The organism is Microbacterium sp. SW12 (assembly GCF_055391095.1).
The window spans coordinates 406,705-419,289 of sequence record NZ_AP024335.1 but is presented as its reverse complement, the minus strand read 5'-3'; the positions used below and the strand labels follow the sequence as shown (position 1 = coordinate 419,289).

The 12,585-nt window shown below is 66.6% G+C and carries 12 protein-coding genes; all 12 read right to left on the bottom strand.

The window, feature by feature from the left end; genetic code table 11:
• Positions 1-115: 115 nt before the first annotated feature.
• On the bottom strand, positions 116-5,050 hold the full coding sequence (locus MICSW_RS02135) for a lamin tail domain-containing protein (RefSeq protein ID WP_464496610.1): 4,935 nt from the start codon (positions 5,048-5,050) through the stop codon (positions 116-118).
• 235 nt (positions 5,051-5,285) lie between these two features.
• On the bottom strand, positions 5,286-5,960 hold the full coding sequence (locus MICSW_RS02130) for a DsbA family protein (protein WP_228177308.1): 675 nt from the start codon (positions 5,958-5,960) through the stop codon (positions 5,286-5,288).
• Positions 5,961-6,030: 70 nt separating this feature from the next.
• Positions 6,031-6,711, bottom strand: coding sequence for a DsbA family protein (locus tag MICSW_RS02125; protein ID WP_228177309.1), 681 nt, complete (start codon positions 6,709-6,711; stop codon positions 6,031-6,033).
• Positions 6,712-6,763: 52 nt separating this feature from the next.
• Positions 6,764-7,606, bottom strand: a complete 843-nt coding sequence (gene map, locus MICSW_RS02120; protein WP_228177310.1) for a type I methionyl aminopeptidase — start codon at positions 7,604-7,606, stop codon at positions 6,764-6,766.
• 9 nt (positions 7,607-7,615) lie between these two features.
• Positions 7,616-8,221 (bottom strand): adenylate kinase, encoded by a 606-nt coding sequence (locus MICSW_RS02115; RefSeq protein WP_228177311.1) that lies wholly within the window; start codon positions 8,219-8,221, stop codon positions 7,616-7,618.
• Positions 8,218-9,540, bottom strand: a complete 1,323-nt coding sequence (secY, locus tag MICSW_RS02110; protein ID WP_228177312.1) for a preprotein translocase subunit SecY — start codon at positions 9,538-9,540, stop codon at positions 8,218-8,220. The genes MICSW_RS02115 and secY overlap by 4 nt, the downstream gene beginning before the upstream one ends.
• 100 nt (positions 9,541-9,640) lie before the next feature.
• A complete protein-coding gene (gene rplO, locus MICSW_RS02105; RefSeq protein WP_228177313.1) occupies positions 9,641-10,336 on the bottom strand; it encodes a 50S ribosomal protein L15 in 696 nt (231 codons plus the stop codon).
• Positions 10,336-10,521 (bottom strand): 50S ribosomal protein L30, encoded by a 186-nt coding sequence (gene rpmD, locus MICSW_RS02100; protein ID WP_023954062.1) that lies wholly within the window; start codon positions 10,519-10,521, stop codon positions 10,336-10,338. Before rpmD ends, rplO begins: the two co-directional genes overlap by 1 nt.
• On the bottom strand, positions 10,521-11,210 hold the full coding sequence (rpsE, locus tag MICSW_RS02095) for a 30S ribosomal protein S5 (RefSeq protein ID WP_374197998.1): 690 nt from the start codon (positions 11,208-11,210) through the stop codon (positions 10,521-10,523). Before rpsE ends, rpmD begins: the two co-directional genes overlap by 1 nt.
• Before the next feature lie 17 nt (positions 11,211-11,227).
• A complete protein-coding gene (rplR, locus tag MICSW_RS02090) occupies positions 11,228-11,587 on the bottom strand; it encodes a 50S ribosomal protein L18 (protein WP_228177314.1) in 360 nt (119 codons plus the stop codon).
• 2 nt (positions 11,588-11,589) lie between these two features.
• Positions 11,590-12,126 carry a 50S ribosomal protein L6 gene (rplF, locus tag MICSW_RS02085; RefSeq protein WP_228177315.1) on the bottom strand — a complete coding sequence of 179 codons (537 nt, stop codon included), beginning with the start codon at positions 12,124-12,126 and terminating at the stop codon, positions 11,590-11,592.
• Positions 12,127-12,132: 6 nt separating this feature from the next.
• Complete coding sequence (rpsH, locus tag MICSW_RS02080; protein WP_179430951.1) at positions 12,133-12,531, bottom strand: 30S ribosomal protein S8; 399 nt, start codon at positions 12,529-12,531, stop codon at positions 12,133-12,135.
• Positions 12,532-12,585 lie beyond the last annotated feature (54 nt).

Below are 12,585 nucleotides of genomic sequence, written 5' to 3'. Positions count from 1 at the left end.
CCACCAGCCGCGAACCCACACCTCTCTCGCCGAGCCCACAGGATCTCGCGACAGATACCTGTGGGCTCGAGCGAAAAGGTGTGGGTTCGGCGAAAGGGGATGGTGCGCCGGTGGGTCAGCCCTCCGCTCGGCCTCCCCGGCGGCGACGGATGACGACAAGTGCCAGGCCGAGAACGATGACTGCAGCAGCCCAGGGCAGCACTGGCACCCCCGTCGCCGCGACCGTGCCGCCGGTCGCGGCGAGCGCCTCGACCTGGACGTACACCCAGCCGATCACTGTGCCTGCGGAGTCCGTGACCACGAGGCGATGCGTGCCGGCCGGCAGATTCGCGGGGATCGTGAAGGTCGCGGTTCCCGCGGCGCTCACCACGGATGTACCGAGGTAGGTCGGCGTCGAGAAGATCCAGCCCTCCACAGTCTGCCCCGCATACTGAGTGCCGACCGTGACCGTCACCGTCTGTCCCTGCTTGAAGGTCGTCCCACCCTGCGGCTGGATCGCGTCCTGCGTCTGCGGGGTCAAGTCCGTCTCCGCGGGCGGGGTGGTGCCACCCGTGGGCGGTAGCGGCGTGAACGTTCCCGTGACCGTCAACGGAATCCGCACCCCGGTTCCCGATGGCTCGGCGTTCACGACAAGCGCCGAGTTCAGGGGAGCGTCCTTCGGCACGGTGATGCTGATCTGCGCGGCGCCGCCGTTGACAAGTACCGGGTCGAAGACGGCGCTGCTGCCTTCAATCGACACGAGCGCTGTCGTGTTCGCCGGAGCGCCCAGCGAGCGGATGTCGAGTCCCGACACCGTCGCGGTCAACGTCTCGCCCTGCTCGATCGTGGCGGGGACCCCGGTCACCTGGGCGCTGCGGGAGGCGAAGTCCGGCGACAGCGGCGAGTTGTTCTTGAGGTAGTCGATCCACGCGTCGCGGTCGATCAGACCGGAGTCACGGGTGTCGGTTCCCTCCGTGAGCACCGTGAAGTTGTCGCCGCCCTGCAGCAGGAAGCTGAACGACCCGACCCGATACTCGGCATCCATCACGATGGGCTGCCCGTCGATCCAGATCCCGGTGATCCGGTCGCCCTTGGCAAGCGACGCATCGTACGTGTAGAACACGTTCTCCGACACACCCAGCTGCAGGTACGGACGCGACGCGGTGTCGGGCTGCCACTGCTGCTCCAGCACGACCTTCAACTGCGAGCCGGTCAGCGTCGTGGTCCACAGGTTGTTCACGAACGGCAGCACCGCGTTGGCTTCCGCGTACGTGATCACCCCGTCCTCGCCGTAGTAGAGCTCGTTACGCAGACCGCCCGGGTTGACCAAACCGATCTCCGCCCCACCACGGTCGGCCGACGACAGCGAAGCCACCAGCGCATCCGCAACCAGGTTCCCGAGCGTCGACTGGGATGACCGATCATCCCGCTTGTCGCCCACGAACGCCGTCGTGATGTCGGCGGTGACCGAGCCGACCTGCTGCGAACCCACGACATCCGCCTGCGCGAGCGCGGCATCCACGATCGTCTTGACGGCAGCGACGCGCGGGTACGCGGAAGTCAGGGTCGCATCGGCGGATGTCGTGCGCGCCACGTTGCGCACGTCGTAGTCGTTCACAGAGCCCGTGACCGGGTCGATCCAGAGCCGAACCTGGCCGATGTTCTCGCCGTAGGAACCGGTCTGCAGGATCGGACGCGTCCGGTCCGAACCGGGAACGGGGCCGTCCCACGCGTATTCCTTGTGCGTGTGGCCGGTGAAGATCGCATCCACGGCCGCCGAGGTCTGCGTCACGATCTTCGCGAACGCTCCGCCCGCAGCGATCTCGTCCTCGACCGACGCGCCTTCCTTCACCCCGTCGATCGAGCCCTCGTGGTACTCGGCGATGATCACGTCAGCCTCGCCGTTGCCCTCGTCACCGTCGGTCAGGTATGCGGCCACCCTATTCACAGCATCCACGGGGTCACCGAAGTCGAGGCTGGCGATCCCACCGGGCGAGACCAGCGACGGCGTCTCCTGGGTGATGGCGCCGATCACCGCGACCGTGAGTCCCTCCACCTCGAACGTCGCATACTCGGGCAGCACCGGATCCTGTGTCCCCTTCGCATAGACGTTGGCGCCCAAGTACGGGAATTGCGCCGCATCCGTGACCCGACCGAGCAGGTCAGCCGAGCCCTTGTCGAACTCGTGGTTCCCGACAGCGGATGCCGCCAGCCCCATCGCGTTCAACACATCGATCGTGGGCTTGTCATCGGCGTACGCGGAGGCGAACAGCGACGCCCCGATGTTGTCACCGGCCGAGAGGAACAGCGTGTTGTCGTCGCCGTATGCGGCGCGCAGTTGCTCGATCGTGCCCGCGAACTTCACGGTGTTGCCGTCGATGCGACCGTGGAAGTCGTTGATGTTCAGCAGGTTCAGGAGCACGTCATCGCCGCCGCGGTAGGCCCCGCAGTACATCCGGCCCTCGCGCAGCGAGATCTTGTCGGTCTCGCTGTCGTCGGCGTAGAAGACCGGCGCGACACCGTTCTCGCACGTACCGATCGCGAAGCCCTCGTTGCCGGCCTTGGCGGGCATGCCAGCCGGCGCGAGGTAGGCCGCGACGTTCTGGAAGGTTCCGGCATAGACGCCGTCCGCGGCAATCCGCATCGCGTGGATCTCGCCACCGCACGCGTCATCACACACGGCGTACAGGGTTCCGGATGCCGCATCCCACGTGACGTCGGCCACCACCGAGAGCTTCGGGTCGATCGTGGCGACGATGCTCGCCACTCCGGCGTCCCGAAGCGCTACAGCGTAGATGCGCGCCGTGCCCTCAACACCGACAAAGAACAGGCCATCGCCGTGCGCGCCGTAGGTCGCCGGGTCGTACGCCTTGCCGGTGCTGCTATCGACGAATCCCCGTGCGACCAAGACCGAGTCCGGCACCCACGTGACACCCTCGAGCCCGCCGTTGGCGGGGAGAGCCGGCAGGAGGGTTGCAAGGTTCCACTCGTCGGTCGCGACAAGTTCGGTTCCGGATACCGACACATCGAAGCGCAGCACGGAGGGTCGGCTGACGTCGCTGGCCGTGTTGTCCCGCTCCGACGCGACGTACACCCCGCCCGCCGAGGTGCCCGCGACGAGGCTCACACCCTCGGCATCCACGGCACCGGAACCGCCGGGGTAGCGCAGGACCTTGCCCGCCGCCCACTCACCCTGTTTCGGGCTGATCCACTGCCCGGCCTCGGCGTTCCACTCGAGCTGGAAGAGCGTTCCGGTGCCGTTGTTCACGGCCCAGAGCGTCCCGCGACCCTCAGCGGTCGCCTCATAGGCCAGGCCGCTCATGTCCTCGCCGAAGGCATCCGGCGCCGAAACTGCAGTCACACCCGCGTCGCCCGGCCACGGCGTTGCCGCGACAAGGCCGATGCAGTCGTTCGGAGCACCCTTGGTCACCGACGCGGCAACCTCGAACTCGCCGAGGCCATCGGGGCAGCGCGCCCACGACGTCTCAGCGTGCTCGCTCCAGCTCATCTGGTTCAGCAGCGTCGTCCCGTCGGGCGCGAACAGGCGCGCAGCGTCAGCACCGCCGCGGCCGAAGCCTCCCGTGGCGTCGACGTCGATGGCCACGAAGGCGCCGGGCTGCAGGGTGGTTCCATTCGGCACGACGACGGCGTGGTCGTCGTTGTCGTCCCGCAGGATGTAGCCGGAGATGTCGACGGCGTCCGGACCCGCGTTGGTCACCTCGATCCAGTCGACGGGCTCAGCGCCCTTCGAGTCCACCTCGTTGATGCGGATCGGCGAGCAGTCGTTCGCAGCGCCTGGAGTCGAGCTGTAGGTCTCGACGAACTCGCCGGCACCGTCCGGGCAGCGACCCCAGGTCGTGCGCTGCGCGTGGGCGGGATACGAGTGGCTGTCGACAAGGGTGACGCCGTCGGGCAGGAACAGTCGCGCCGCATCCCCGTTCCCGAGCCCGAACCCGTCACCCGGGAGGTCGGTGTAGATGACGGTGTAGCCACCCGCGGCGATCGTCGTGCCAGCCGGGATGGTCAGGGCGTGGTCATCCTTGTCGTCCTTCAGGATCCAACCGCCGAGATCGACATCCGTGTCCGACGTGTTCACAAGCTCTACCCAGTCGCCCGGGTCGCCCCCGCTGGACTCGATCTCGTTGACCCGGATGGCGTCAGCGCCAGCCACAGGGGTGTCCCCGCCGTCTGCCGGCGCACAGTCGTTCGCGGCGGCCTTAGTGACGGATGCCGTCAGTTCGAACTCACCAGTCGCATCGGGGCAGCGCCCGTAGCTCGTCGCGGCGTGCGCGGTCCACGAGTACTGATCGATGAGCGTGGTCCCATCAGCGGCGAACAGGCGCGCCGAGTCCGCCTTGCCGAGGCCGTAAGCGGACGGCCCCGCATCCACGACGAAGGCGGCGAAGCCGTAAGCGGGGATGGTGGTTCCCGTCGGGATCGTGAAGGTGTGGGTGTCGTCGTTGTCGCGCAGGATGAGCCCGCTTGCGTCGACGGGAAGGTAGGACGTGTTCGCCAGTTCGATCCAGTCGGCCGGGTCGCCGCCGTCGGATTCGACCTCGTTGATCACAAGAGAGGTCGCGGGATCGGGTGCGCAGGAGTTCGCCTCGCCCGGGGTCTGGGCTGCAGTGGGTCCGAAGTCTCCGGTCAGGTCGGGGCACCGGCCCCAGGAGGCGTTCGACGCACCGGGGGGCAGCTCCGTGAACGCGTACTCGTCGACGACAGTGCCGTCAGGGAGGAGCAGGTGGACCTCGTCACCGCTCTTGCCGAGGCCGAACGAGAACCCGGCATCCTCGGAGAGCACCAGGTATCCGCCGGCGGGAACGACGTAGCCCGACGCGATAGTGCTCTCGTTCTTGTCGTCGCGCAGCTTCCAGCCGGCGAGGTCGACATCGGCCTGCCCGGTATTGGCGAGTTCCACCCAGTCGGCAGCATCCTGCGGGTCATCCGGCTGGATCTCGTTGATCACCACCGGCGGGACCTCAATCGGTTCAGCCGACGCAGCCGCAGGAACGGCGACGGCAAACGAGAGCCCAAGGATCACGGACAGGGCGGCGGCAAGGCGTCGGCGCATGACGAGTACTCCTGCGAATCGGTGCAAGGGATGGTGCGCCGAACTCGCTGACGTTGCCTCAGCGCGGTGGCGCCCCGCCAGCCTCGCCACCGAAGTCAACGCACAGGTGAACGCATCCAAAACCGCGAGTAGTCACGGGGAGTCGCCCCGCCGAACCGGCGCGTCGCGGCCAACCGACGGCACGCGCGACGCCCCCGGGACCGAAGTCCGCGGGGGCGTCGCGCGTGAGGGGGTCTTAGCTCAATCGGTTGACGATGTCGGCGTTTACGTCACCGGTGAGGCTGATGTACTCGCCGTTGATCACGAGCGTCGGCGTTCCCTGCCCGCCCTGAGGGCTCGCAGGGATCTCCCGGGTCTGCGCGTCGACGAAGTCGACGTACGTGCGCTGGGTGACGCACTCGTCGATCCCGGTCACCCCGGAGTCGGCAGCCAGCGCGATGAGTTCGTCATCCGTCCATCCCGCGCCGGTGACGTCAGCAGTCAGAAGCGTCTGGGTGAACGCGAAAGCAGCGTCAGTGTCCTGCGTGGCGACGCAATAGAGCGCGCTGGCCGAACGCTCGGAGAAGTCGGTGCCGGATGCCGCGTTCAGTCCCGACAACGCAACGGGATGCAGGTTCAGGGTGATGTCGCCCGAGGTGACGAGTTCATCCAGCGTCGGGCCATAGACGTCCTCGAAGTCCTGGCAGTGAGGGCAGTAGAAGTCGAACCACACATCGACCTCGTCAGGCCCGCTGCCCACCGCGATCGCGCCGGTCGACGAGTCGATGCCCGGCCCCTCGGGTGCAGCACCCGGAGCCGCAGCGGTGTTGTTCATCCACACCACGAGCGCGCCGACCAGAACGAGTGCCGCAACCACCGCGACGCTGATCCAGATGGCGAGATAGCTGTTCTTCTTTGCAGGCGCTGCCATGGTGTCGTCCTACGGGTGCTGTGTCTGTGCCCATTGCTGCGGGCGCTCGGCGGCGTGGTCCTGTTCGCGCTCAGTTCAAGCGAGCGACGATGTCGGTCTGCGGGTCGTAGGTCACCGTCACGTACTCTCCGTTGACGACGAGCGTCGGCGTGCTCGCCCCGCCCGTGGCAGGGTTCGTCGGCAGGTTCTGCGTCATCGTGGTTGCGAAGTCCATGTACGTGCCATCCGTAATGCAGGAGCTGGAGTTCGTGGCTCCCGCGCCCTCAGCGATCGCAACGATCTCGTCGTCGGTCAGTCCCGGCGAGGACTCGGCCGGCTGCTGGGCGTACATGGCAGTGATGAAGTCCAGCAGCGCATCCGGATCCGACTCCGCAACGCAATAGGCGGCGCTGGCCGACCTCGTGGAGTACTGGGTGCCCTGCGATACCCGGTCGAGGATCGAGACCGGGTGGACGTTCAGCGTGATCGACCCGTCATCGATGAGTTGCCGAATGGTCTCGCCCTCGGCCTGCTCGAACTGGTTGCAGTAGGGGCACATGAAGTCGACGTAGGTGTCGACGGAGTTCGAACCGGTGCCGACCGCGATCCCACCGGTCTCGGTGTTGATGTTCGCGGCAGCCGGAACGGGCCCTGGAGCCGATGCCGTGTTGTTCATCCACACGACGAGAGCTCCGACCAGTACCAGCACCGCGACGACCGCGACGCTGACCCAGATCGCGAAAGAGTTGTTCGACTTCGCGGTAGCTGCCATGTTTGCTTCCTCCGGATGCTGTGTGTCCGTCGGGCCTGCCAGCGTGCGCCGCTCAGGCCCCTGCGATCGGTTGCGGGATGACACCGAACGGAGCAAGCTCCGCGGCGCCGCCATCGGGTGCCGTGAGCACCCAGATACCACCATCGTGCACGGCAACGCTATGTTCCCAATGTGAGCCGTCTGTGCCATCGACGGTCGACACTGTCCAATCGTCATCTTCGACGAACGTCGCCTGATCGCCGGCGACCACCATCGGCTCGATGGCGAGCACCAACCCCGGTCGCACCTCGGCGCCCGGATCACTGGTTCGGTAGTTGAACACCGGCGGCGCCTCGTGCATCTTGCGCCCGATGCCGTGGCCGATGTAGTCGCGCAGGATGCCGTACCCGCCCTCGGGGGCGTTCGCCTCGACGTATCCTTCGATCGCCGCGCCGACCTCGCCGACGTGGGATGCCGATGCCAGGGCGGCGACTCCGGCCCACAGCGATCCTCGCGTGACATCGGAGAGCCGCTGCCGAGCAGCGACGAGGTCCGGCCGCTCCGGATCGGGCAGAACGACAGTGAACGCGGAGTCCCCGTTCCACCCGTGATACTCGGCTCCGGCATCCACCGAGAGGATGTCACCGGGCTGTAAGACGTAGTCACCCGGAATGCCGTGGACGACCTGCTCGTTCACCGACGCACACACCGTGTGGCGGTACCCGCGCACGAGCTGGAAGTTCGAACGCGCCCCACGACCGGTGATCACGGCGGATGCCGCAGCATCAAGCTCGAGGGTCGTGACTCCCGGCGCGGCGAGCGCACGAACCGCATCCAGGGCGGCGGCGGTGATCAGCCCCGGCTCGACCATCGCTCGCAGCTGAGCGGGGGTCTTGTAGATCGATCGACGCAGCACGACGCCCGGTCAGCCGGTGATGCCGCGCGCCGCGAGGGCGGCGGCGATGCGGTCTGCGATCTCGTCGAGCGATCCGACGCCGTCGATCGCGTCGACGATCCCGCGCTCCCGATACACATCGAGGATGGGAGCTGTCTCGCGCTCGTAGATGGCGAGCCGGTTGGCGATGACCTCTTCGGTGTCATCGGTCCGGCCCTGGTCGATGGCGCGCTGTGTCAGTCGCGCTATCGACTCATCACGCGGAACGGAAAGCTCGATGACGGCATCCAGCGACTCGCCGCGGCTCTCGAGGAACGCGTCGAGGTCGCCGACCTGGCCGAGGTTGCGCGGATACCCGTCGAGAAGGAAGCCGTTGCTCGCGTCATCCTGCGTCAGACGGTCGCGCACGATCTCGCTGGTCAGCGAATCCGGCACGAGGTCGCCGGCTTCGATGATCGCCTTGACCTGTTGGCCGAGAGGGGTTCCCGCGCTGACGTTGGCGCGGAAGACGTCCCCGGTCGAGATCACGGGAATCGACAGCGCTTCGCCCACGCGAACCCCCTGCGTGCCCTTGCCCGAGCCCTGCGGCCCGACGATCAAGAGGCGAGCGGAGGGGAGGTCGGCGGAGCGCGTCATCGGAGGAGCCCTTCGTAGTGTCGCTGCTGCAGCTGTGCGTCGATCTGCTTCACGGTCTCAAGACCCACACCCACGATGATCAGGATTGAGGCACCGCCGAACGGGAAGTTCTGGTTCGCGCCGACCAGCGCCAGCGCGAACAGCGGAAGCAGAGCGATCAGACCCAGGTACATCGAACCGGGAAGCGTGATGCGCGTGAGCACGTAGTCGAGGTACTCGGCAGTCGGGCGCCCCGCACGGATGCCGGGGATGAACCCGCCGTACTTCTTCATGTTGTCGGCGACCTCAACCGGGTTGAAGGTGATCGCGACGTAGAAGTAGGTGAACCCGACGATGAGCAGGAAGTACACGATCATGTAGATCGGGCTGTCACCGTTGGTGAGGTTGTTGCTGATCCACACGACCCACGGGGCGGCGGTCTCCCCCGCGGCGGGCTGGTTGAACTGGGCGATGAGCGCCGGGATGTACAGCAGCGACGACGCGAAGATGACGGGCACAACACCGGCCATGTTGACCTTGATCGGGATGTACGTGTTGGTTCCGCCATAGGTGCGGCGGCCCACCATCCGCTTGGCGTACTGCACCGGGATGCGGCGCTGGGACTGTTCGACGAACACCACAAGGCCGACGACCACGATGCCGACGGCGACGACGAGCAAGAACGTCTCGAACCCACGCGACTGCCAGATCGCCCACAGCGAGGCCGGGAAGGCGGCAGCGATGGAAGTGAAGATGAGGATCGACATCCCGTTGCCGATACCGCGCTCGGTGACGAGCTCGGCGAACCACATGATGAGGCCGGTACCTGCGGTCATCGTGATGATCATGAGCAACTGCGCCCACCACGCGTCGTTGGTCAGCAGCTGCTGGCACTCCGGCACGTTCGACGTTCCGAACAGCTGACCGCTGCGGGCAACGGTGACCAGGGTCGTCGACTGCAGGAGCGCGAGCGCGATCGTCAGGTAGCGGGTGTACTGCGTGAGCTTGGCCTGCCCCGCCTGCCCCTCCTTGTAGAGCGCCTCGAAGTGCGGGATGACCACGCGCAGCAGCTGCACGATGATCGTCGCGGTGATGTAGGGCATGACGCCCAGCGCGAAGATCGACAGCTGGAGCAGAGCACCACCGGAGAACAGGTTGACGAGAGCGAGCAGACCCTCAGTGCCGGTGGAGTCCCGCAGACACTGCTGTACGTTCGGGAAGTCCACGAACGGCGTCGGGACGTGCGCACCGAAGCGATACAGGGCGATGATGGCCAGGGTGAACCCGATCTTGCGACGAAGATCGGGAGTGCGGAACACCCGCGCGATGGCGCTGAACAAGAGGATTCCTCCAAGGGGGATGCCGACACGCTCTGGCGCGCCAACGTCCAGGCTAACCGAAAGAGGGGCCGGAGATACCTCCGGCCCCTCTTTCCAGGTACTACTCTGCCGAGGCGGCGGTCGCGACCGACCCGCCGGCTGCGACGATCTTCTGCTCGGCCGAACCCGAAACCTTGTCGACGGTCACGGTGAGCTTGACCGAGATGTCACCGTCTCCGAGGACCTTGACCTTCTCGTTCTTGCGAACTGCACCCTTGGCCACGAGGTCACTCACGGTGACCTCTCCACCCTTCGGGTAGAGCTCAGCCAGCGTCGAGAGGTTCACGACCTGGTACTCCACGCGGAACGGGTTCTTGAAGCCACGGAGCTTCGGGGTGCGCATGTGCAGCGGCATCTGCCCACCCTCGAAACCGACCTTGACCTGGTAGCGGGCCTTCGTACCCTTGGTACCGCGGCCTGCGGTCTTACCCTTCGAACCCTCACCGCGGCCCACCCGAGTCTTCGCCGTGTTGGCGCCGGGGACCGGACGAAGGTGGTGCACCTTGAGCACACCGGGACGGGTCGCGGGTGCGACATCCTTCTTCGCTGCAGCCTTGGCCGGAGCCTTCTTGGCGGGAGCCGCCTTCTCGGCCGAGGCGTCGCTGTCAGCTGCGGCCTTGGCCGGAGCCTTGCGCGCAGGCGCCTTCTTCTCGGCGGGCGCGTCGGCAGCAGCCTTGGCCGGAGCCTTGCGGGCCGGGGCCTTCTTGGGCGCCGCGGCTACTGCTTCTGCAGCCTCGACGTTTTCGTTGTCTGCCATTAGTCGATCTCCTCAACCTTCACGAGGTGAGCGACGGTCTTGACGTAGCCGCGCGTCTGCGCGTCGTCGGGACGGACGACCGAGTCGCCGATCCGCTTGAGACCGAGCGAGCGCAGCGTGTCACGCTGGTTCTGCTTCTCACTCACCTTGGACTTGACCTGGGTCACCTTCAGCCGAGCAGCCATCAGGCACCTACCTTCTGTGCGGCCGTAGCCTCAGCTTCGGCACGAACGAGACGGGCCGGCGCGACCTGGTCGAAGTCAAGACCACGGCGCGCGGCAACCGAACGCGGTTCCTCGAGCTGCTGAAGAGCCTCGACCGTCGCGTGGACGATGTTGATCGTGTTCGAGGAGCCGAGCGACTTCGAGAGCACGTCGTGGATACCGGCGCACTCGAGCACCGCACGCACCGGACCACCGGCGATAACACCGGTACCGGCAGCTGCAGGACGCAGGAGCACCACGCCGGCTGCTGCCTCACCCTGCACGGGGTGCGGGATGGTGGATCCGGAGCGCGGCACGCGGAAGAAGTTGCGCTTGGCCTCTTCGACGCCCTTCGAGATCGCCAGAGGAACCTCACGGGCCTTGCCGTAGCCGACGCCGACCACACCGTTGCCGTCACCGACGACCACGAGGGCGGTGAAGCTGAAGCGACGTCCACCCTTCACGACCTTCGACACACGGTTGATGGTGACGACACGCTCCAGGAACTGGTTGTCGCCACGGTCACGCGAGTTGCGGTCACGGTTGGGGTTGCGCTCGCGGCTACCGCGACGCGGCTCGCGCTCGCGCTCGGTGGTCGCAGCAGTACCCTCGGCCGCAGTGGCATCGGCAGCCTGCTCGGTGCCCTCGGCAGTGGTCACGTCGTTCTCCACGGGGTTGTTGTTCTCGCTCACAGGTTCAGACCTCCTTCGCGGGCGCCGTCGGCGATAGCCGCGACACGCCCCGCGTAGCGGTTGCCGCCACGGTCGAACACGACGTCGGCGACGCCGGCTGCCTTCGCACGCTCAGCGACGAGCTCGCCGACCTTGCGGGCCTTGGCGGTCTTGTCACCGTCGAACGACCGCAGGTCGGTTTCGAGGGTGGATGCCGAGGCCAGCGTGTGGCCCTTGCTGTCGTCCACGACCTGCACGAACACGTGACGGGCAGAGCGGGTGACGACCAGGCGCGGACGCTCGGTGGTGCCGACGACCTTCTTGCGAAGACGGGTGTGGCGACGCGCGCGGGCGTCGGACTTCGTCTTGACGCTCATGGTTACTTACCAGCCTTTCCGGCCTTGCGACGCACGACCTCGCCGGCGTAGCGGATGCCCTTGCCCTTGTAGGGCTCCGGCTTGCGAATCTTTCGGATGTTGGCAGCAACCTCACCGACGGCCTGCTTGTCGATGCCGCTCACGGTGACCTTGTTGTTGCCCTCGACCGTGAAGCTGATCCCGCTGGGCGGGTCAACGAGCACGGGGTGCGAGAAGCCGAGGGCGAACTCGATCGAGCTGCCCTTCTGGGCAACGCGGTAACCGGTGCCGACGACCTCGAGGCCCTTGGTGTAGCCCTGGGTCACGCCGATGATGTTGTTGTTGATCAGGGTGCGGGTCAGGCCGTGAAGCGACCGCGACTCGCGCTCGTCGTCGGGACGGGTGACGAGCACCTGGCCCTCTTCGACCTTGACCTCGATGGGGCGCGCGACGGTCAGCGACAGCTCACCCTTCGGGCCCTTGACGGCGACATCCTGGCCCTCGACCGTAATGGTCACGCCAGCGGGGATGTCGATGGGAAGACGTCCAATACGCGACATGTCAGATCACCACACGTAGGCGAGGACTTCCCCACCCACGCCCTTCTGCTCGGCCTGACGGTCGGTGAGAAGACCGGAGGAGGTGGACAGGATCGCAACACCCAGTCCGCCGAGAACCGTGGGGATCTCGGTCGACTTTGCGTACACGCGAAGGCCGGGCTTCGACACGCGCTTGATGCCCGCGATCGATCGCTCCCGGTTCGGGCCGTACTTGAGGGTCATGGTCAGGGTCTGGCCCACGCGGGCATCCTCGACCGACCAGTCCGAGATGTAGCCCTCTTGCTTGAGGATCTCGGCGATGTGGGTCTTGAGCTTGGAGCTCGGCAGCGACACGGAGTCGTGATGCGCCGAGTTCGCGTTGCGCAGCCGGGTCAGCATATCTGCGACCGGGTCTGTCATGGTCATGGGGTTCTTCTTTCGTTCACCAGGTTTCGACGCCCGTTACGCGGACGCCGACCT